Origin of the sequence: Gramella sp. MAR_2010_147, assembly GCF_900105135.1 — a bacterium.
Classification (GTDB): Bacteria; Bacteroidota; Bacteroidia; order Flavobacteriales; family Flavobacteriaceae; genus Christiangramia.
This window is the reverse complement of the sequence record NZ_LT629741.1, coordinates 1,343,631-1,365,842: the sequence shown is the minus strand read 5'-3', so window position 1 is coordinate 1,365,842 and position 22,212 is coordinate 1,343,631. Positions and strand designations below refer to the sequence as shown.

Genomic DNA, 22,212 nt, shown 5'->3' with positions numbered 1-22,212 from the left:
TGATGGAACATATGGAATCATATAATTTTAGCCTGGTGGTATGCACTTATCAGAGGTCTGCTTCGCTGGAAAGATTAATGGATTCTGTGGTAGAACAAAGCCTTTATCCCAACGAGATCTTAATTATTGATGGCTCTTTGAATGATAAGACAGAAAAATTAATTCAGACGAAAAAGTATAGAAAACTTAATTATTACAGAGTTGAAGAAAATGATAGAGGCTTAACCAGGCAAAGAAATTATGGGATCAGTAAACTATCCTCCGAAGCTGAAATTGTTTGTTTCCTTGATGATGATATAGTTCTGGACAAGTATTATTTTGAAAATCTAATAAACACTTATAAGCTTTTTCCTAATGCAATAGCCGTGGGTGGTGTTATCTTAAATGAAACCGACTGGACTGAAAAAGGAAATAATCAAGAGGTTAGATTTGATGAATTCTTAAAAGATGGCTTTGTAAGAAAACTAGGACTTAGAAATCATGTTCGTAAGAGACTGAATTTATTATCAGATGACCCCCCCGGTTTTATGCCGACATTTTCTCATGGTTTATCCATTAGTTTCCTGCCACCTACAGGTGATATTTATCCTGTTGAATTTTTTATGGGGGGTGTATCATCCTATAAAAAGGAAATATTTAAAAAATTAAGTTTTTCAAAATATTTTGAAGGTTATGGCTTATATGAAGATATGGATTTTTGCCTTAGGGCATCCAGAATAGGAGAAATGTATGTGAATACGGGAGCCCAGGTATATCACTTACATGAAGAAGCTGGTAGGCCAGATTATTTTAAATATGGTAAGATGGTAGTGCGTAATGGTTTTTATGTGTGGAAAATTAAAAATCCTGATCCGGGTTTTAAAAGTATTTTAAAATGGAACGCAATTACCCTATTATTAATTTTAATAAGACTCAGCAATATCCTTAATAAGGATGAAAAAGGAAAATCATTAAATGATTCCCTCGGAAGATTCACGGGTTGGCTGAGTTTGATAATTAATAAACCACGATAAATATAAGGATGGGAAAGGGGATCAAATCAATTCTATTTATAATAGGGATCTTTCTCCTGGTGCTGGCTGTTTTTAACTATAGATATCCATTTGTGTCACCAGAGAGTAATGGCTGGTCTATAGGTTTCAGAACTACTGATGCTCCACTTCAAAAAATATTTCCTTCTGAAAGTAACCTTATAAGTCATGATTCTCTTAACAGAATAACTAGTTCTTCAACCAGATTTCTCGCTGATCCTTTTTTGTTTTATGAGGATGGCATTTATTATCTTTTTTTTGAACATCAAGAAGAGGGGCCGGCTAAGATTGCTTTGTTTCAATCACCGGATGGGTTGAATTATAGTTATAAAGGGAACGTAATAGACGAGTCTTTTCATTTATCATTTCCGCAGATATTTAAATATAAACAAGACTATTATATCCTGCCTGAATCGGCTGCAATTAATCAGGTGGTTTTATATAAAGCAGTTAATTTTCCACTGGAATGGAAGGTTTCTGATACCTTAATAAAAAATATTAAATTAAAGGACCCTGCAATCCTGATGTCCGATACCATAAATCTAATCACCGGGATCGATGAAGACTGGGAACAGCATATTTTTAGAGCTGATTCTCTATTTGGAAAATGGGATGAGGATAAGGTTTTTAAAAAGAGAAAGGGAAATGAAATCAGAGCAGGAGGTAATTTTTTTTCTGTCAAGGGTGAATGGTTTATACCTTTTCAGAATAACAAAGAGGGATATGGCACTGGCGTTTCCTTATATAATTTAAGGGAGAAGAAATTCGAAAAAGTTCTTTCCAACCAATTATATAAATCTGATTCGATTCGATGGTTTGGTAGAGGGATGCACCATTTGAATATGAATAAAATTAATGATGAGTATTACGTGGTATATGATGGTGATGAAATAAAAACTGGCAAAAAGAATCTAACCTGGAAATCATCTATTAAATATAATCTGTACGACCTTTATAACTTTGTACTTAGATAAATTAAACCGAAAGCTATTCGTATGGAAGAAATGAAGGATATGATAAGTAAGCAAAAAGCTTTCTACGACCATAAAGAAAAGAATTTTGTTACCAAAATTTGGTATTACTTTAGAAATAGCACCTTAAATGCTTTCAGGAAAAATATAGGTCTTGAAAAGGAGATATATGACCTGCATTTAGATTGGCTTGGGGATCTAAATGAAATGAAAGTCTTAGACCTGGGTTGTTATGAGGGAAACTCGTTGTCTTTTCATATGGCGAAAAATGCAAAAAAATACGTAGGTATAGATCTAAGCGAGAAGGCTATAAAAATACTCGACAAACGCTTCAGTCAATTACCTAATGCTGAAGTATATTCTATGGATTTTCTTTCTCCCGATTTTAAAGAAAAAGATTTTGATCTTATTTATGCTTATGGTGTGCTACATCATTTTAGAAATACCGAGGAATTAATTAGTAAGCTAAAGCAAAAAATTAAACCTGGGGGGAGAATAATAAGTTATGATCCCCTTACCACAAGTAAGCCGGTTCGGCTCTTAAGAGGATTGTACCGGCCTTTTCAAACCGATAAGGAGTGGGAATGGCCTTTTTCTAAAAAAGTGTATTATAAATATTCTCAGGAATTTAAAATCTTGGATAGGCGCGCTATTTTAGGTAAAACAAAATGGTTGTTTTTGATCAATCTTTTACCACTTGGAAAATACAAAAAAGAAATAATTACCAAGAAGTGGCATAGAACTGACTGGGAATTATCTAAGCGAAATGATAAGCATATGTTTAAATGTATGCACCTAACCATGCTTATGAGACTTAAATCGAATTAATGCATTTTTCCGTATTTACTCATGCCGAACATTTTGAGGGAGAGAATACTTATTTTTCTTATTCCCCATATATACGGGAAATGAATATATGGTTTGATTTTATAGATGAAGTTACAATTATTGCTCCTTTAAAAAATAAAAAAACTGCTATTGATAGCAGCTATAATAAGAATGTGGAGTTTGCCCCTATTAAGACAATTAATTTTACTTCTTTCAAAAACTCTGTAATTTCGTTTTTTAGGATACCTGTTATTGTTTTAGAAATTTACAGGGCAATGTATAAAACAGATCATATACATATTAGATGTCCAGGTAATATAGGATTGTTGGCGGCATTGGTTCAGATACTTTTTCCAGGAAAGTCTAAAACTATTAAGTATGCAGGGAATTGGGATCCTAAAAGTGAACAACCCTGGACTTATCGATTTCAGAAATGGATTCTGAAGAATGAATTCTTAACACGAAATGCAAATGTTTTGGTCTACGGAGAGTGGTCTAGCCGGACTAATAATATAATTCCCTTTTTTACCGCAAGTTATTCAGAATCTAACCGGAACACCTATATTAAAGATTTTTCCCTTCCACAGAAATTTATCTTTGTAGGAACACTTTCTGAGGGCAAAAGGCCTTTATTAGCGGTTCAGATAATTCATAAACTCCTACAAGATGGAAGTAAAGTTTTTTTGGATATTTACGGATCGGGTATAATGGAAGAAGGCATCCGTAAATATGTTGAAGATCATGGTCTGGAAAGTAATATTATATTACATGGAAATCAAAATGCTCAGGTGATTATGAACGCTTATAAAAATTCGCATTTTTCCATTTTACCATCAAAAAGCGAAGGCTGGCCCAAAGCACTGGCGGAATCTATGTTCTTTGGCTGTATTCCTGTAGCTACCTCAGTTTCCTGTGTACCCTGGATGTTAGGGTATGGTAACAGAGGGTTTATAATTGAACCGGAAGTCGGTTTGGCCGCTCAGAGAATTAAAAGTATTCTTTCCGATGAGATGAAACTTAATATACTTTCAATAAAAGCTCAGCAATGGTCGCAGGTTTATACTTTAGAAAAATTCAGGATTGAAATAAAAAAATTACTATGAAAATCCTGCAATTGATAGATACTCTAAATCCAGGAGGGGCGGAGCGAATGGCGGTTAATTATGCAAATTCACTAATTGATTTTGGACAAGAATCATTTTTGGTCACCACCAGGGAAGAAGGTGGTTTTACAAAGCTATTAAATAAGGAGGTAAAATTTTTTTTTTTAAAAAGAGAAAAGATCTTTGACAAAAAAGGCATATTGAATTTCAAAAAATATCTATATCAACATGATATAGATATTGTTCATGCCCATGGGACCTCGTGGTTCTTTGCAGTGCTGTGTAAACTGACCGGAAGCAAATTTAAGCTCATTTGGCATAATCATTATGGTGCTAGTAAGGGAATGTCCCTATCTAAAAAGAAACTTTTAATTCTTTTTTCTCGGTTTTTTGATGGAATAATTTCAGTAAATCAGGAATTAAAGGAATGGGCTGATGATCTACTAAAGGCTAGAAAATCTATAAGCCTTGTTAATTTTGTTTTAGGAGGTGAAGACAGAAGATTAAAAAATAATACCGGATTAAATGTAGTATGTATAGCTAACCTAAAACCGGTTAAAAACCATAAATTTCTTTTGGAGGCCTGTGACTTGGTGTCGAAGGAAATTAAAATTAGCCTTCATTTGATAGGACAGGAATTTGGAGATGATTATTCAATTGAAATGAATAAGGAATTTAATAGGAGGTCCTATGTTAAGTTTCATGGCCCTCTATTGAATCCAGGTCCTATTTTGAATAAAATGCAAGTGGGAGTTCTAAGTTCAAACTCTGAAGGAATGCCTATGGTCATTCTGGAATATGGAATTGCAGGAATACCTGTAGTTTCTACGGATGTTGGAGCCTGCAGAAATATATTAGGAGAAAATGCTAATATTGTTGCATCTGGAGATGTAAAGGGAATGGCAATTGCCATTAGAGACTATCTGATAAATTCGGATAGAGCAGAGAAGGATTCAAGAGAATTCCAAGAAAGAGTTTTAGATAAATTTTCAGCTCAATCAGTGATACCGGATTATTTACAATTTTGTAAAAATTTATGATTAGAAATGATACCGTAAATAATCAGTTTTATCTCAAAATGTTGATATTACATTTTGGATATGGTTTTCTAATTTATCTGTTTCCATCTTTAGCCAAGATTATTCTGATGGGTATCATTGCTTCTTTCCTTTTTATAATAATCGATAGAAAAAATAGGGGTAATGAGGCTTTGATGGCTGCGGCATATATAGCAGGAGGAGAAGTTTTTTTCAGACAGACCAGTGCCGTGATTTTCTATGAAACAGGAAAATATATGGTCATCATTTTTCTGGTAATAGGAATGTTCTTTAAAGGAGCCAGTTCTAAGACAGTTCCTTTCTGGATCTATCTGCTAATCCTGTTTCCGGGAGTAGTTATGGTTACTTTTACCATGAGCTATGAATTTGAATTCAGGAAACAAGTGGCTTTTAACCTAGCCGGTCCTGTTTGCCTTGGAGTTTCCGCACTCTACTGTTATTATAAAAAAATTAAAAAGGAAGATTTTCAGCGCGTTTTAGTAATGCTTTTAATGCCTGTAATTGCACAGGCTGTGTATCTTCTATTTTATACTCCAAGTCTAGATGACGTAATGATTAGTTTTTCAGGTAATTATGCCTCTACTGGTGGTTTCGGACCCAATCAGATTTCCACCATCATGGGACTGGCAGTATTTTTATTAAGCACCCGGTTGTTCACTATTAAAAATTTTAAAATAAATATTATAGATGCTTTTTTGTTATTGATGGTAGGATATAGAGGAGTGGTGAGCTTTTCTCGTGGTGGTATTGTCACCGCTATCTTATGTGTAATTGCATTTTTAATGTTATTTTATTTTAAACAGAATGATAAAACTATCAAAAAATTAAACTTAAAAATTATAGGGGTTTTAGTAATATTTATTTCTGTTTGGATTTTTAGTTCATTAGAAACGGGGGGATTAATTGGTAATAGATATACTAACCGAAATGCCATGGGGCAGATGGAAGACGATATTACTACCGGCCGAGTAGAACTTATAGAAACAGAATTAACTGCTTTTTATCATCATCCAATTACAGGGATAGGTGTGGGGAAAGGGAAGGAGTATAGAGAAGAACAATTGGGAATTGGAATTGCCAGTCATAATGAATTAAGCAGATTGTTAGCTGAACATGGAATTTTAGGTGTTTTTGCTCTTTGTATTCTTATATTTGTGCCAATTACATTTTGGTTTAAATTCAAGAATAATTATTATTTCCTGGCATTCGTTGTTTTCTGGTTTATGACTATTAACCACTCCGCAATGAGGATAGCCTTACCAGCATTTGTATATGGACTTGCATTATTATATATAGTAGATGAAAAAAAGAATCCTGTACATAGGAAACGACTTGCAGGTCAATAGTTTTACGGTTACCTATATTTCATTTTTCAGTAAAATGTTGAGGAAAGAGGGCTATAAAGTCAGGACAGCATCCACCAGAAACAATAAAGCACTGAGGCTGGCTGAAATGCTTGGACTTATCGCTAAGTATAAGAACTCTACAGACATCGTTCTCATAGATACTTACGGCGCTATGAATTTCTATTATGCTTATCTGGCAGGAAAAACCTGTAAAATGTTTAACTTAGAGTATATTCCTATACTTCATGGTGGAAATTTGCCAGACAGACTTGAAAATTCTCAAAAATTTAGTCAGAGTTTGTTTAGAGGTTCTAAAGCAAATATCGCTCCATCTAAATTCCTCTATGACATCTTTCAATCTTATGGGTTTAAGAATACTCAGGTTATTCCTAATGCCATTAGAACAGATAAATATCCGTTTTTGCAACGCAAAGAGTTTCGGCCTAAACTTTTATGGGTGAGACGTTTTCAGGAACGTTATAATCCTTTAATGGCCTTAAAGGTCTTACTTAAATTAAAACAGATATATCCAAGAGCTAGTTTGTGTATGGTGGGTCCGGAGAAAGACGGTACTATGATCTCTTGTAAAAAGCTTGCGAAAAAATATGACCTGGATGTAAGGTTTACCGGTAAGCTTAAAAAGAAACACTGGGCAGAGCTTTCTAAAAACTATGACTTTTTTATTAATACCACTTCTATAGATAACACGCCAATAAGCGTTATTGAAGCAATGAGCCTGGGACTTGCAATTATCAGTACGGATGTAGGAGGGATGCCTATGTTGATTAATAACAATGAAGATGGAATATTAGTTCCTGAAGAAGATGAAAGCGCTATGGTTAATGCGATCTCAAAAATAGTAGAAGATCCTTCAAAAGGAGAACGATTGTGTCTAAATGCCAGAGAGAAAGTTGAATCTTTCGACTGGAATAATATAAAAGATCAGTGGAACGAAGTTCTTAATTAATGAACATTTTTATCTATGAAAAATTTATACTTGTTCATTTTTTCCATCGCCGGATCCTTCGACAAGCTCAGGAGAAACAAAAAATCCACTTACGAGAATTTATCTAAATTTATTGTTCAGCACCTAAATTTAGGAACTCGCCTTAAAAGGTCAGGTAAAAAAATAATTCCTGAGGCTCAAACAACCTAAAATTTCACGGTGCTTTCACTTCAAATTTGAAGATAAATTTTCGATAGGCCGATTAAAAACTAAAAAAAGAATAATTCTTTTTATGATCAAGATTCTAATTCAGTAAAAACATTTTAAAAGTTTAGGGCAATATTGAAAAAAATTCTCTACTTAGGAAATAAATTAGAAAAGCATGGTTTCTCACCCACCAGTATAGATACGCTTCCTGCTTTATTAAAGGAAGAAGGATATAGAGTCACCGCAGTCTCCTCTGTAAAAAACAGACCCCTAAGATTGCTTCATATGCTGGCGAGTGTAGTTATTAAAAGAAAAGCAGATATGGTTTTAATTGACACCTATAGTACTTCCAATTTCTGGTATGCTATTCTTAGCGCTAAGCTATGTAAGCTTTTTAAAACTCCATATATCTTTATTCTCCATGGAGGGAACCTGGAAAAACGCTTTCATGCTTCTTCGGAAAAGATCCTAAAGATTTTTAGAAATGCCAGAGCCAACGTAGTTCCGTCTTATTTTCTAAAAGAAAAACTGGAAAAATTCCAGTTTAGAAACATGGTTTTTATACCAAATTCAATTGATCTGTCTATCTATAATTTTAATGAAAGACGAGCTTTAAGGCCCAGAATTTTATGGGTGCGTGCACTTCACAAAGTCTATAATCCCGAAATGGCAATTCTGGTACTCGAAAAATTGCTGGAAACTTATCCCAATGCCGAATTATGTATGGTGGGTCCCCAAAAAGATGGAAGTCTAAAAAAACTTGAGGAAGTGGTTGAGAGAAAAAAACTGCCGGTTATTTTTAAGGGAAAGCTCGAAAAAATGGAATGGATTAAATTATCTAAAAAGTATGATATTTTTCTTAATACAACTTCCATTGATAATACTCCTGTTAGTGTGATTGAAGGAATGGCGCTAGGATTGCCTGTAGTTTCAACTAAAGTAGGAGGAATTCCCTATTTAATTTCAGATGAAGAAAATGGAATTCTGGTGCCTCCTAATAATCCAGATGAAATGGTATCCGCAATCCAGAGATTGCTAACGAATCCTCAGTTAGCCGAAAAACTAAGTATCAATGCCAGAAAAGAGGCTGAAAAGTTTGATTGGAATAAGGTTAAATACAAATGGCTAGAATTGCTAGGTTAAAAAATTATATATTTAACCCGAGCGAAAACCTAACCTGTGATGTCTCAGAAGCCCCTATTTCATTTCGAAATTTCGGAACGTAAAATTCTTTTACGCATTTTTGATATGCTTGGTGTTCTGCTAACCCTTGCAGTTGTGGGAATCATTTTTAAATTCAATTATTTTAGAATAGATGCTGATAACTGGAGTTGGACTCTTCTATTTCTGGCTTATTTAAATTTATTTGCCAGCGTTTTTGAACTCTATGATCTTCAAAAGGCCGATCGCTTTGACAGCGTACTTAAGAATGTACTGCTCACTACAAGCTTAACAGTGCTGTTTTACATGCTTACGCCGTTCTTCACACCAAGTCTACCCGAGAATCGTTTGCAAATATTATTCTTTTTTCTATCGGTAGCAGGGTCATTGTTGATCTGGAGATTTCTTTATATCAGTCTTATTTCCTCTCCCAGGTTTTACAAAAGGGTCCTGGTAGTTGGAGATTCGTTTGATATTAAATTAATAGCAGAAGCACTCCAAAAATCAGATCCTAATTACTTTGTTGTTGGATATATAAATACCGATCATAAATTTAAAACAGACTTTGATAGAAGCGGTCTTTTGCATTTTGAAGTGGAAGAATTACAAACTGCAATCAGGGAAAATCATATTAATGAAATTGTTGTAGCCAGTGCCTACCAAAAAGGTTTAATGTTCTCTTTATACAACCAGTTAAATGAATTGCTGAAACAGGGTTTTCCAATTCGCGATTACACACAGGTTTACGAGGAGGTTACCAGAAGAATTCCAGTTCAGAATGTAGATAAGGATTTTTACAGATACTTTCCATTTAGCCGATCTAATCAGAATAAATTTTATAAGCTGGTTTTTAGAGTCTTTGATATTATGGTAGCATTGGTAGGTATCCTCTTCGGAATAATTATTAGCCCATTTATTATTATAGGAAATCTTTTTGCGAATCAGGGTAAATTTTTCTTCACACAAGAAAGGGTTGGGAAAAACGGAGTTGTATTCAATATACTGAAGTTGAGGACAATGACTAAGGATGCCGAAGCTTTAGGACCACAATACGCTCAGAAAAACGATTACAGGATCACTAAATTCGGGATGTTTTTAAGAAGATCGAGAATTGACGAAATACCGCAGTTTTATAATGTTTTAAAAGGGGAGATGAGTTTAATAGGTCCGCGGCCGGAAAGACCGGTGTTTGTAAAAGATCTTTCTAAGCTTATTCCATTTTATGAGACCAGGCATATTATCAAACCCGGTTTGACAGGCTGGGCACAGGTAATGGCCAATTATGGAGATTGCTATGATGATAGTCTGGAAAAGTTACAATATGATCTTTATTACATCAAGCACCGGGGGATATTCCTGGATTTGAGTATCCTGCTAAAAACGCTTAGCACCGTTATTTTTTTCAGAGGACAATAGTTCAGTGGACAGTATTCAGTTAACAGTAATCAGTGAGAAATTGAGACTACTTCGGTTATTTTAGTTCCTCATCTCGCAGTGACAATAGAATTAGATTGTTTCAGTCGTATTGCTTCCTGGAAATGACAGCGATAATTAAACTTTTATTTATGATACGAATAGAGGCTGAAACAAGTTTAGCATGACCTAATCATTATCAGTCAATTCGTTCCTTGGAATGACAACAGAATCTCAAAAGATTATTCGAATTGTTTCGTGAAGCCAGTTCCAATATTTAAATTATCCATTATTCAGGCAGGTCTTTTCCTTTTAAATTTTACTACTGAAAATAGAAAGATGAACAAGGCTAAAAACCGGGCAATTCCTGGTAGATAATCGCCATATTTTACATAGAATGTCTTATCGTGCTGAATTCCGACCTGGCCTACGATGGTGCCCTTTTTTTCATATCCCAGACTTTTTTCAATATCTCCCCTGGAATTAATGATGGCCGAGATTCCTGTATTAGCACTTCTGGCAACAAACCTTCTATTTTCAACTGCCCGCAGTTTTGCATAGCTCAGGTGTTGTTCGTGCCCTTCTGTGTCTCCCCACCATGCATCGTTCGTGATAATACTTAAGAAGCCAGCACCATTTTCTACATATCCCGTAACATAATCTCCATAAACCGATTCATAGCAAATAATAGGCGCTGTGCCAAGACTATCATTTAACCATAGCACTTCCCGATCTTCCTGTGTGGTCTTCATCGCTACAGTACCGCCTAAATCTATCATGATATCCCCTAATATCGGCTTTAAAATATCCTGATAAGGGAAGTTTTCAACCCCTACCACGAGCTTTGATTTATGATATAATTGAATACTATCTGAAGAATTTTTAACCAAAAATGCCGAATTATAATCATCATACCAGTCATTGGGTCCAATCTTATTTGATTGACTTCTAACTTTATCAGGATCTTTAAAGCGCTCGAACATACTAAGCCCTCCTAAAAAACCAAGTTTTGGCTGAATTCTACTAAGCTGTCTTCCGAAGTAAACAGCTTCTGAATTTTTAAAATTTGAAAGTTGTGTGCCATCAGCAAAAACAGTTTCGGGAGCAATTATAAAATCTGTTGAATCTGTAGTTGAGGTCCTGCTTAACTCCAATAGTAATTCGCCAATCCGGGAATCGGTCGTATTATATTTTTCAGTATAAGGATTGATATTTGGCTGTAAAATAACCACATCCAGCTTCTCTTTTGGTTCCTCGTAATTATAATACATAATTAAAGAGAGACCTAAGGGAAATAAAATAAGCAGGGATGCTTTAAAGATTGCACGATAGATAATAGATTTTTCATGGAACTCCCTGAACTGGAGTATGGCTTTAAAAACGGCAATATTAACCAGCCATACCCAAAGCGTGCCGCCAAAAGTTCCGGTGAATTCATACCATTGCACCCAACTAATATATTCAGAAAAAACATTTCCTAAATTCAGCCACGGCCAGGAGAAATCCCAGTTTAAGTGTACTTTCTCGAATACCATCCATAAACTTATCAGGAATGCAGAGGCTGCACTAAAGCCCGTTCTCCTGGCAACTATGTGGTAAAGTAAGAACACTACAGACATCAACAGGGAGTTTGCAAGGATGGCAAAGACTCCTCCAAAAGGAGTGGAAAAATATATCCAGTAGGTTGTTATTAAATTCCAAATAAAAAAGCTTAGATAAGAAACACCAAAGACCTTAAGTTTTACCCAGCTTTTAGAATGGTTTCTAATGTTGAACTCTGCGATGAGCAGGGGAATAAATGCAAAGAATATGAAAAGCGGAAATCCATAGGTAGGCCAGGATATAGCGAGTAGTATTCCACTTAAGAGAGCATATATAAGATTCTTCATAGCATTCAGGTCTGTTCAAAAATAGCAAACTCTGTTCAGTTACCAATTAACAGTTATCAATTATCAAGTAGATTGAGGGATTTTATATATGTAATTATAAAGTTGTGTCTTCTGGGGTTCTAAGTTTATAGTTCATTGTTTGTGGTTTCCTGAGGTATTATAAAGAGATGCTGAAACGAGTTCAGCATGACGTGAATAAAGTTGATGAGATTTCTCACTTCGCTATTGCTTCGTTCGAAATGACATATGATCGTAATGTTATCGTTTCGACCAAAGAGAGAAATCTAACATTCGAAATTTCAATCAAACCAGATTAAAGAAATTTTTAGATCTTTTTCAATTCAAAATAGTAGATTAGTAAATTCTAACTAAAACCGATCCATGGGCATTAAAAGGCATATTCCCAATTTAATTACTCTTTTGAATCTATTTAGCGGAAGTCTTGCCGTGATCTTCGCCGTTAAAGGTAACTTAGTACTTGCGGCGATATTTGTGGCAGCAGGAATATTTTTTGATTTTTTTGACGGACTTGCGGCACGACTGCTCGATGTAAAGAGTGAAGTTGGACTTCAACTGGATTCACTTGCCGATGTGGTGACAAGTGGAGTAGTACCTGGAATCGTAATGTATCAATTACTCACGAAAGCTTTACCGGCGAGCGGAGGCCTGGGAGCTGACTGGAATTCTTCTGTTTTTGATATTCAAATGAAACCCTTCGCATTGATAGGAATTTTGATCATTTTAGCTTCCGCTTACAGGCTTGCAAAGTTCAATGTGGATGAACGCCAAACCGATTCTTTTATTGGTTTGCCAACTCCGGCTAACGCCTTGTTAATACTAAGCTTGCCATTAATTTTAACGTACCAGCCAGGCCCATTTATTTCAGGTCTTTTATTGAACGAATGGTTTCTGGTAGGACTAACTCTGGTGAGTTGTTATTTGCTGAATGCAGAACTGCCATTGTTTGCATTAAAGTTCTCAGACTGGGGATTTAAGGAAAATAAACTGAGATATTTCTTTATTGTTAGCTGTATCGTTTTAATAATCTTTCTCAAGTTTATTGCGATACCGGTAATTCTGATGTTATATGTATTACTATCGATTATTTCGAATAGAAGTACTGCTGCTTAATTAAAAAGCTTCTTCTTTCTGAGTTCAAAATTCTGCCCTAGATACACTTTTCTAACCATTTCATCTTCGGCAAGTTCTTCAGGCATCCCATGTTTAAGGATACTTCCCTCAAACATTAAGTAGGTTCTATCTGTAATTGCCAGTGTTTCCTGAACATTGTGATCGGTAATGAGAATTCCAATATTTTTATCTTTTAACTGGGCAACAATTCGCTGGATATCTTCAACAGCTACAGGATCTACTCCGGCAAAGGGTTCATCCAGTAAAATAAAATTAGGATCGGTAGCTAAAGCTCTTGCGATCTCTGTTCTTCGTCGCTCGCCACCACTTAAAAGATCACCACGGTTTTTCCGAATATGGCTTAATCCGAATTCCTCAATAAGAGACTCCATCTTCATCACTCTTTCCTTTTTCGACAGCTTGGTCAGCTCGAGAACGCTCATAATATTATCCTCAATACTTAGTTTTCTGAAAACTGAAGCTTCCTGGGCGAGATATCCAATTCCGTGCTGAGCCCTTTTATACATAGGATACTTTGTGATATTCTGTTTGTCCAGGATTATATCACCGCTATTAGGTTTGATAAGTCCTACGATCATATAGAAAGAGGTGGTCTTACCAGCACCATTCGGTCCCAGAAGCCCTACGATCTCCCCCTGATTTACTTCTACAGAAATGCCTTTTACAACATCCCTTCCTTTATAGGTTTTTACAAGTTTTTCAGCACGTAATTTCATATTCTCAGTTTACATTTCTCATAGCACAGAAATTATACCGTAATTATTGTTTATTATCTTCCAAAGCTTCCCAATATTCAAAAGCTCTTCTTAAATGTGGAATCACAATAGTTCCCCCAATAAGGGTCCCTATACTTAGGGTTTCCATGATCTCTTCACGTGTAATACCTTCTTTGTGACTTGATTCCAGATGATATTTAACACAGTCATCACATCTTAGAACAGTAGATGCAACAAGACCTAAAAGCTCTTTTGTTTTTTTATCTAATGCTCCTTCGGCAAAAGCGTTCGTGTCAAGATTAAATATTCTTTTAAGAACTTTATTGTTCTCAGATAAAATCTTGTCATTCATTTTGGCGCGGTACGAATTAAATTCGTCGACCTTATCAATCATAGCTTATTTTTTTAATTTTTCTTCTTCTTTTTTATACATGATCCTTGAGATGATAATACTTACTTCATATAAGATCAATACTGGAATAGCAACAATAATCTGACTTACAATGTCTGGGGGAGTGATAATCGCAGATAAAATTAAGACGATCACCAAAGCGTATTTTCTATATTTCCTTAAGAAATCCGGGGTAACGACACCAACTTTCGTTAAGAAGTAAATTACAATAGGCAATTCAAATATTAATCCACTGGCGAGCACAGATGCTCTTACCAGGCTTATATAGCTACTCAGGTCAAAATCATTAAAAACAGTATCACTTACCTGATATTTTCCGAGGAAATTTATAGAAAGTGGGGTAACTACATAATAGCCAAAAAGAACTCCTAAAAAGAACAGGAACGAGGTCACAAAGATAAATCCTTTTGCGTGCCTGCGCTCATTGCTATGCATGGCAGGAGCCACGAATTTCCAAAATTCATAAATTATGTATGGGAATGCAATAATAAAACCGGCGGTGATAGAGGTCCAGACGTGTGCCGAAAATTGACCTCCCATAGTTCTACTTTGAATTCTAAATGGCATTTCAGGATCACAAAATCCGCCATCAATTCCAAAATATCCAGAAAGTCTGCACAGTACTTTATATGAAAAGAAATCTCCATTGGCCGGTCCAAACAGAAGTACATCGAAGATGAAACTTTTTAAAATAAATGCGATTCCTCCGGCTATAACTACTGCGAGCACAGCTCTAATTAAATGCCATCTTAATTCTTCCAGATGGTCTAAAAAAGACATTTCATTTCCTGGCTCTTCCTGGGGGGCTATTTTATCCATTATAAAATTCCTTCTCTAATTAAATTATGTAAATGAACCACACCTGCATATACTCCATTTTCTACTGCCAGCAGTTGTGATATTTGGTTTTTTTGTAGAACATCCAAAGCTTCCACGGCTAGTGTATCCTGCTCGATGGTCTTTGGGTTTTCACTCATAATATCTTTAGCCTTCAGACCTTTTATTTCCTGATGATCTTTTAGCATTCTACGAATATCTCCGTCTGTAATAATACCTACGATTTTATTATTATCCAAAACAGCAGTTACACCAAGCATCTTTTCAGAAATTTCAATGATCGCATTCGCCACATCGGTATCCGGGGAGACCTGAGGAACCATATTTTGAGAAGTGATGTCGCTAACTCTCAAGTAAAGTTTTTTACCTAAAGATCCGCCGGGATGATATTTAGCAAAATCTTTACTGCTAAATCCTTTCAAATTTAAAAGACAAACAGCCAGGGCATCACCAATTACCATTTGGGCAGTAGTACTTGTAGTGGGGGCCAGATTATTAGGACAGGCTTCTTTTTCAACATAACAATTCAACACATAATCTGCTTCTTTGCCAAGAAAAGATTCTTTGTTGCCCGTAAGACCTATTAAGGTATTGTTGAAGTTTTTGATCAAGGGAACCAATACCTGAATTTCAGGGCTGTTTCCACTCTTAGATATACAAATTACGATATCATCGTTTTGAACAATACCTAAATCACCGTGTATGGCATCTGCCGCGTGCATGAAAATTGAAGGAGTCCCTGTGGAGTTTAAAGTCGCAACTATCTTATTAGCAATAATGGCACTTTTTCCTATTCCCGTCACAACAACCCTGCCTTGAGATTCATAGATGATCTCAACCGCTCTGGTAAAGTCTTCGTCGATGAAATTTTCAAGGTTGGCAATTGCTTCTGCTTCGTTAGAAATGGTTTCTTTTGCAGTGAAAATGATTTGATCGCTAAGTTTCAAATTAGATTAAATTAAGAATTGCAGGTACTAAAGAAATATGTATATTTAGTAATGCAAATGTATGTAAAATTGTAACACAATTGAATGGGTTTGACCGAAATTGATTTACACAAAGAACTAAAGAGGTACTTTGGATTTAGTCAGTTTAAGGGGCTTCAGGAAGAAGTAATTACCAGCATCGTGAAAGGAAATAACACGTTCGTGGTAATGCCGACTGGCGGAGGTAAATCACTATGTTACCAGCTCCCTGCGCTTATTTCAGACGGTACTGCTATTGTGGTATCGCCCCTTATAGCTTTAATGAAAAATCAGGTAGATGCTATACGTAGTATCTCCTCTGAACATGGTATCGCTCATGTTTTGAACTCCTCTCTGAATAAAACTGAAGTTAGTCAGGTAAAGAATGACATCAGAAATGGTGTTTGCAAATTACTTTATGTAGCTCCGGAATCTCTTACCAAGGAAGATTATGTCGACTTTTTAAAAGGTCAGACCATTTCTTTCCTGGCGGTAGATGAAGCTCACTGTATCAGTGAGTGGGGACACGACTTCAGGCCCGAATATCGAAATCTTCGTCATATCCTAAAAAGGATAGGCGACAATATTCCGATTATTGGCTTAACGGCAACTGCAACTCCCAAAGTTCAGGAAGATATTTTGAAGAATCTGGGGATTACAAAAGCTAAAACTTTTAAAGCCAGTTTTAACAGGCCAAATCTTTATTACGAAGTACGTCCAAAGACGAAGAATATTGAAGCTGATATTACTCGTTTTGTCAAACAGAACGATGGGAAATCGGGGATAATCTACTGTTTGAGTAGAAAAAAAGTGGAAGAACTGGCACAGACACTCCAGGTAAACGGGATCAAAGCAGTTCCTTACCACGCCGGGCTGGACGCAAAAACGAGATCAAAACATCAGGATATGTTCCTTATGGAAGATATAGATGTGGTGGTAGCAACCATCGCTTTTGGTATGGGGATAGATAAACCCGATGTGCGTTTCGTTATTCACCACGATATCCCAAAAAGTATTGAGAGTTATTATCAGGAAACTGGTCGTGCCGGTAGAGACGGAGGAGAAGGTCATTGCCTCGCTTTTTATTCATATAAGGATATAGAAAAACTGGAGAAATTTATGAGCGGTAAACCTGTTGCAGAACAGGAAATTGGTCATGCCTTACTTCAGGAAGTGGTTGCTTACGCTGAAACTTCGGTTTCCAGGAGAAAATTCATCCTACATTATTTTGGAGAAGAATTCAGTTCAGAAACTGGTGAGGGGGCAGATATGGATGATAATGTTCGAAATCCTAAGAAGCAGACAGAGGCAAAAGAGGATCTGGAGCTTCTTTTGAAAACAGTGAAAGAGACCAATGAGTTATATAAGTCTAAAGAGGTTGTAAAAACACTTATGGGAAAATCCAATGCCATTATTTTGTCCCATAAAACAGACGAGCATCCACTCTTTGGAAAAGGAGCCCATCAGGATTCTAATTACTGGATGGCGCTGGCACGGCAAGCCTTAGTTTCCGGATTTCTGAAAAAAGATATTGAAACCTATGGCGTGGTGAAAATCACTGAAAAAGGAAGGGATTATCTTAAAGATCCAGTATCATTTATGATGACAGAAGATCATATCTATAATGCCAGCACCGAAGAAGCGGTGACCAAAGCAGATAAAGGTGGAGCTTCGGTTGATGCTCAGTTGGTAAAGATGCTTAAAGAGCTGAGAAAAAAAGTAGCGAAGAAGAAAGACCTGCCGCCTTTTGTGATTTTTCAGGATCCTTCTTTAGAAGATATGGCTCTTAAATACCCTATAAATATTGAAGAATTGAGCAATATACATGGTGTAGGAGAAGGTAAGGCCAAGAAATATGGGAAAGATTTTGTGGAACTCATTTCGCGGTATGTAGAAGACAATGATATTGTAAGACCCGATGATTTTGTAGTAAAATCTACAGGAGCCAATAGTTCTTTAAAGCTATATATTATTCAGAATGTAGATAGAAAGTTGCCTTTGACCGATATTGCTTCTGCAAAAGGAATGGCGATGCCTGAATTTATCAAGGAAATGGAAGCTATTGTCTATAGTGGAACCAAATTGAATATCGATTACTGGCTAGATGATATTCTGGACGAAGATCAACAGGAAGAGATTCACGATTATTTTCTGGAGGCTGAAACCGATAAGATCGATGAGGCTATGGAAGAATTTGATGGAGATTATGATGATGAAGAGTTACGTCTTTACCGAATCAAATTTATAAGTCAGGTGGCAAATTAAAAAAAACAAAAAACCCGGGAATCCCGGGTTTTTTATATAAAACCTTCATTCTCTAAAGGGTATAAGATACACCAAGTATCCATTGTGAAGGTCTCGAATCTATGGTAAATCCAGAGTCAGCGGCAATATCTCCTCCCTGTGCGAAATTATCCTGAAAGGAGCCTTCATGTCTCACATCAAAACCTAATCTTCCAAGATCTAATCCTATTCCTAATTGATATCCCACGGTGATATCATTTTCCACTTTCTCAATACTTAATTGAGTATTTTCCAATTCATTTTTCAGAATATATTGAAAAGAAGGCCCTGCTTTAATATTTAAAGGTCCCAGAACATTTATACCGACTAATACTGGTGCATCAATTTTACTCAATTTATAGTCGAAATCAGAATATTCGGTATTCAGCTCTGTGTACAATAATTCCGGCTGGATGAAAATTCCTAAAAGCTCAAATTGAGCAAAAAGCCCTGCATGAAATCCCGTTTTATTTTCACCGTCTTCAAAAGAAGAAGTAAAATCACCCGATACCTGACTAAATGATTCGTATTCTCCGGTTGCGCCATAATTTAAACCTCCTTTAATTCCAAAACTGGCGTTTTGGGCACTCATTCCAAAACCTACAAAAATGAAGGTTAACATCATTAACTTTTTCATGGTAATCTTATTTATTGTTCGGGTGATATAACGTTATTTACGATTGTTTATTTTCATTAAATTAAAAAAGCCTTTCAGTGATTAAGTTGAAAGGCCCTTATAATATTGGATATGAGAACACTATTTACGTTTCAAAACTTTTTCAGTAGCCTTGATAATTGCTGCGGAATTTAAACCATACTTATCCATTAATTGCGCAGGTGTACCGCTTTCTCCAAAAGTATCCTGAGTAGCTACAAACTCTTGCGGAGTTGGATGGTTTTCTGCCAGTGTTCTGGCAACACTTTCTCCTAATCCACCTAAAAAGTTGTGCTCTTCCGCAGTCACCACACAGCCAGTTTTCTTAGCTGAAGCGATAATTGCTTCTTCATCTAAAGGTTTTATGGTATGAATATCAATAACTTCAGCGCTGATTCCTTTTTCATTCAATTCTACAGCGGCCTGTATTGCCTCCCATACTAAATGTCCTGTAGCGATAATCGTAACATCGCTACCCTCATAAAGCTTTACAGCTTTACCAATTTCAAACTTCTGGTCTTCGGGAGTGAAATTAGCTACTTTTGGTCTTCCAAAACGTAGATAAACCGGCCCATCGTGTTCAGCAATTGCTAAAGTTGCCGCTTTCGTCTGATTGAAATCACAAGTATTAATCACCGTCATTCCGGGCAGCATTTTCATCAAACCAAGATCTTCAAGGATCTGGTGAGTCGCTCCATCTTCTCCTAAAGTAACCCCAGCATGTGAAGCACAAATTTTCACATTTTTTCCTGAATAGGCTACACTCTGGCGAATCTGGTCATAAACCCTTCCGGTAGAGAAATTAGCAAAAGTTCCCGTAAAAGGAATTTTTCCGCCTATAGTCATTCCGGCAGCCATGCCAATCATATTCGCTTCAGCAATACCCACCTGGAAAAATCTATCAGGATGATTTTCTTTAAAATCGTCCATTTTAAGTGAACCGGTAAGGTCGGCGCAGAGTGCCACCACATTTTCATTGGTTTTACCAAGTTCGGTTAAGCCTGCTCCAAAACCCGAACGTGTATCTTTACTTCCTGTATTTTTATATTCTTTCATGATCTTCTAAATTTTGTAATAATGAATTTAACGATTAGTAATCTCCAAGAGTTTCAGGATTTTGAGAAAGTCCTGTCTCTAATTGTTCATCGTTAGGAGCTTTTCCATGCCACGCATGTGTATGCATCATGAAATCTACTCCATTACCCATTACCGTATTCATTAAAATACAAACCGGTTTGCCATTTCCTGTTCGTGTTTTAGCTTCTTTAAGACCATCAATAACCTGTTGTAGATCATTTCCATCTTCAATTTCCATAACATCCCAGCCAAATGCCTCAAACTTTGCTTTAAGATTACCCAATGGAAGTACTGTTTCTGTGCTTCCATCAATTTGCTGACCGTTTAAATCTATGGTAGAAATAATATTATCAATTTTATTTCCAGCAGCATACATAATAGCTTCCCAGTTCTGACCTTCCTGTAGCTCTCCATCTCCATGCAGCGAATAAATAATATGCTTATCATTATTCAGCTTTTTTGCCTGAGCAGCACCAAGGGCAACGCTCATTCCCTGGCCTAAAGAACCAGACGCGACTCTAATTCCCGGTAGACCTTCGTGGGTGGTTGGGTGTCCTTGTAGTCTTGAATCGATTAACCGGAAAGTATTCAATTCTTCTACTGGAAAATATCCGCTACGGGCAAGTACGCTGTAAAAAACAGGAGAAATATGTCCGTTAGATAAGAAGAATAGATCTTCACCTTTTCCGTCCATATCAAAATTGGTGTTGTGATCCATAACCTCCTGATACAGTGCTGTGAAAAATTCAGCGCAGCCTAAAGATCCTCCCGGATGTCCGGAATTTACCTTATGAACCTGCCTTAGAATGTCCCGGCGAACCTGAGTAACAAAATCTTGTAATTCGTTGATGTCTGGCATTTTAAATTGTGTTGTTTTAATGCCGCAAAAATAACTTTTTAAAAAGCTTTGACAAAGCAACTAATGCCCAGTTATTAACTTTTTATTGAAAATACTAACATCCTTAACTTATAATTGCACTTCTATTTGATATTTACTTGAGTATCTTTGCAGCGATTAAATGGAACTATGGATTTTGAACTTTTAACTACCGACCCGGGTAGTAAAGCACGCGCAGGAAAAATAACAACAGATCACGGAGTAATTGAAACTCCTATTTTTATGCCGGTTGGTACAGTGGCTTCTGTAAAAGGTATACATCAGAGAGAATTGAAGGAAGATATAAATCCAGATATTATTCTTGGAAATACCTACCATCTTTATTTAAGACCTCAAACCGAGATTTTAAAAAAAGCCGGGGGCCTTCACAAGTTCATGAACTGGGATCGTAATATTTTGACAGATAGTGGGGGATACCAGGTGTATTCTCTTTCAGCCAGAAGAAAGATTAAAGAAGAAGGCGTAAAGTTCAAATCTCATATAGATGGTTCTTACCATACTTTTACTCCTGAAAATGTGATGGAGATTCAGAGAACTATTGGCGCAGATATTATTATGGCCTTTGATGAATGTACTCCTTATCCCTGCGATTATAATTATGCAAAAAGATCGATGCATATGACACATCGCTGGCTGGATAGATGTATCAACCATTTAGAGAAAACACCTGAAATTTACGATTATAAACAAACATTTTTTCCTATAGTTCAGGGGAGCACTTATAAGGATCTTCGGAAGCAATCGGCAGAATATATTGCAAATGCCGGAGCCGAAGGGAATGCCATCGGCGGACTTTCAGTAGGAGAACCTGCAGAAGAAATGTATGCAATGACCGAAGTAGTTACTGAAATCCTTCCGGAAGATAAGCCACGATATCTTATGGGAGTAGGTACTCCTATTAATATTCTGGAAAATATCGCACTGGGTATTGATATGTTTGACTGTGTAATGCCAACCCGGAACGGTAGAAACGGAATGTTATTTACTGCTCATGGGACCATTAATATCAAGAACAAAAAATGGGAAGATGATTTTTCACCTGTAGATCCCGAAGGTGTAAGTTTCGTAGATTCTCAATACTCCAAAGCATACGTTAGGCATTTGTTTAGCGTTAATGAAATGCTTGGCAGGCAAATTGCGAGTATTCATAACCTTAGCTTTTATCTTTGGTTGGTGAGAGAGGCGAGAAAACATATCTTAGCCGGAGATTTCCCGGCATGGAAAGATAAGATGGTAAAGCAAATGGATAAACGACTTTAATCAC

20 protein-coding genes are annotated in these 22,212 nt (G+C 36.3%); 12 read left to right on the top strand and 8 right to left on the bottom strand.

The genetic code is table 11. The annotated features are described in order from the left end of the window. Positions 1-11: 11 nt before the first annotated feature. From BLT95_RS06195 to BLT95_RS06155, 9 genes are all read left to right on the top strand, one after another. Positions 12-1,013 carry a glycosyltransferase family 2 protein gene (locus BLT95_RS06195; RefSeq protein WP_231896420.1) on the top strand — a complete coding sequence of 334 codons (1,002 nt, stop codon included), beginning with the start codon at positions 12-14 and terminating at the stop codon, positions 1,011-1,013. Between the two features lie 8 nt (positions 1,014-1,021). Then, positions 1,022-2,005, top strand: a complete 984-nt coding sequence (locus BLT95_RS06190; RefSeq protein WP_089665249.1) for a hypothetical protein — start codon at positions 1,022-1,024, stop codon at positions 2,003-2,005. A 21-nt stretch (positions 2,006-2,026) separates the two neighbouring features. After that, a complete protein-coding gene (locus tag BLT95_RS06185; RefSeq protein ID WP_089665248.1) occupies positions 2,027-2,830 on the top strand; it encodes a class I SAM-dependent methyltransferase in 804 nt (267 codons plus the stop codon). Continuing rightward, complete coding sequence (locus tag BLT95_RS06180; protein WP_089665247.1) at positions 2,830-3,933, top strand: glycosyltransferase; 1,104 nt, start codon at positions 2,830-2,832, stop codon at positions 3,931-3,933. The genes BLT95_RS06185 and BLT95_RS06180 overlap by 1 nt, the downstream gene beginning before the upstream one ends. Then, positions 3,930-4,973, top strand: a complete 1,044-nt coding sequence (locus BLT95_RS06175) for a glycosyltransferase (protein WP_089665246.1) — start codon at positions 3,930-3,932, stop codon at positions 4,971-4,973. The genes BLT95_RS06180 and BLT95_RS06175 overlap by 4 nt, the downstream gene beginning before the upstream one ends. Then, positions 4,970-6,337, top strand: coding sequence for an O-antigen ligase family protein (locus BLT95_RS06170; protein WP_089665245.1), 1,368 nt, complete (start codon positions 4,970-4,972; stop codon positions 6,335-6,337). The genes BLT95_RS06175 and BLT95_RS06170 overlap by 4 nt, the downstream gene beginning before the upstream one ends. After that, positions 6,291-7,304 (top strand): glycosyltransferase family 4 protein, encoded by a 1,014-nt coding sequence (locus BLT95_RS06165; RefSeq protein WP_089665244.1) that lies wholly within the window; start codon positions 6,291-6,293, stop codon positions 7,302-7,304. The genes BLT95_RS06170 and BLT95_RS06165 overlap by 47 nt, the downstream gene beginning before the upstream one ends. A 321-nt stretch (positions 7,305-7,625) precedes the next feature. Continuing rightward, positions 7,626-8,633 (top strand): glycosyltransferase family 4 protein, encoded by a 1,008-nt coding sequence (locus BLT95_RS06160; protein ID WP_089665243.1) that lies wholly within the window; start codon positions 7,626-7,628, stop codon positions 8,631-8,633. A 39-nt stretch (positions 8,634-8,672) separates the two neighbouring features. Beyond that, positions 8,673-10,067, top strand: coding sequence for an exopolysaccharide biosynthesis polyprenyl glycosylphosphotransferase (locus tag BLT95_RS06155; protein WP_089665242.1), 1,395 nt, complete (start codon positions 8,673-8,675; stop codon positions 10,065-10,067). Between the two features lie 290 nt (positions 10,068-10,357). Here the strand turns inward: BLT95_RS06155 and lnt are convergent, their stop codons facing one another. Then, positions 10,358-11,953 carry an apolipoprotein N-acyltransferase gene (gene lnt, locus BLT95_RS06150; RefSeq protein ID WP_089665241.1) on the bottom strand — a complete coding sequence of 532 codons (1,596 nt, stop codon included), beginning with the start codon at positions 11,951-11,953 and terminating at the stop codon, positions 10,358-10,360. 381 nt (positions 11,954-12,334) lie between these two features. Here lnt and BLT95_RS06145 point away from each other — a divergent pair, with 381 nt between their 5' ends. Then, entirely contained in the window at positions 12,335-13,084 is a 750-nt protein-coding gene (locus tag BLT95_RS06145) for a CDP-alcohol phosphatidyltransferase family protein (RefSeq protein ID WP_089665240.1), read from the top strand. Here BLT95_RS06145 and lptB read toward each other — a convergent pair. The 4 genes from lptB to BLT95_RS06125 are packed head-to-tail and all read right to left on the bottom strand — an operon-like array spanning position 13,081 to position 16,017. Continuing rightward, positions 13,081-13,821, bottom strand: a complete 741-nt coding sequence (gene lptB / locus BLT95_RS06140; protein WP_089665239.1) for an LPS export ABC transporter ATP-binding protein — start codon at positions 13,819-13,821, stop codon at positions 13,081-13,083. The genes BLT95_RS06145 and lptB overlap by 4 nt on opposite strands. A gap of 43 nt (positions 13,822-13,864) precedes the next feature. Next, positions 13,865-14,215: a carboxymuconolactone decarboxylase family protein gene (locus BLT95_RS06135; RefSeq protein WP_089665238.1), complete on the bottom strand. Its 351-nt coding sequence runs from the start codon at positions 14,213-14,215 to the stop codon at positions 13,865-13,867. Positions 14,216-14,218: 3 nt separating this feature from the next. Further along, positions 14,219-15,052, bottom strand: a complete 834-nt coding sequence (gene tatC / locus BLT95_RS06130) for a twin-arginine translocase subunit TatC (RefSeq protein WP_089665237.1) — start codon at positions 15,050-15,052, stop codon at positions 14,219-14,221. Then, positions 15,052-16,017: a KpsF/GutQ family sugar-phosphate isomerase gene (locus BLT95_RS06125; RefSeq protein ID WP_089665236.1), complete on the bottom strand. Its 966-nt coding sequence runs from the start codon at positions 16,015-16,017 to the stop codon at positions 15,052-15,054. The genes tatC and BLT95_RS06125 overlap by 1 nt, the downstream gene beginning before the upstream one ends. An 84-nt stretch (positions 16,018-16,101) precedes the next feature. Here BLT95_RS06125 and recQ point away from each other — a divergent pair, with 84 nt between their 5' ends. Next, positions 16,102-18,300 carry a DNA helicase RecQ gene (gene recQ, locus BLT95_RS06120; RefSeq protein WP_089665235.1) on the top strand — a complete coding sequence of 733 codons (2,199 nt, stop codon included), beginning with the start codon at positions 16,102-16,104 and terminating at the stop codon, positions 18,298-18,300. 52 nt (positions 18,301-18,352) lie between these two features. Here the strand turns inward: recQ and BLT95_RS06115 are convergent, their stop codons facing one another. The 3 genes from BLT95_RS06115 to BLT95_RS06105 form a co-directional block, all read right to left on the bottom strand. Further along, a complete protein-coding gene (locus tag BLT95_RS06115) occupies positions 18,353-18,955 on the bottom strand; it encodes an outer membrane beta-barrel protein (RefSeq protein WP_089665234.1) in 603 nt (200 codons plus the stop codon). A gap of 120 nt (positions 18,956-19,075) precedes the next feature. Continuing rightward, positions 19,076-20,029 (bottom strand): transketolase family protein, encoded by a 954-nt coding sequence (locus tag BLT95_RS06110; protein ID WP_089665233.1) that lies wholly within the window; start codon positions 20,027-20,029, stop codon positions 19,076-19,078. 34 nt (positions 20,030-20,063) lie between these two features. Beyond that, entirely contained in the window at positions 20,064-20,909 is an 846-nt protein-coding gene (locus BLT95_RS06105) for a transketolase (RefSeq protein WP_089665232.1), read from the bottom strand. 168 nt (positions 20,910-21,077) lie between these two features. Here BLT95_RS06105 and tgt point away from each other — a divergent pair, with 168 nt between their 5' ends. Continuing rightward, a complete protein-coding gene (gene tgt / locus BLT95_RS06100; protein WP_089665231.1) occupies positions 21,078-22,208 on the top strand; it encodes a tRNA guanosine(34) transglycosylase Tgt in 1,131 nt (376 codons plus the stop codon). Positions 22,209-22,212 lie beyond the last annotated feature (4 nt).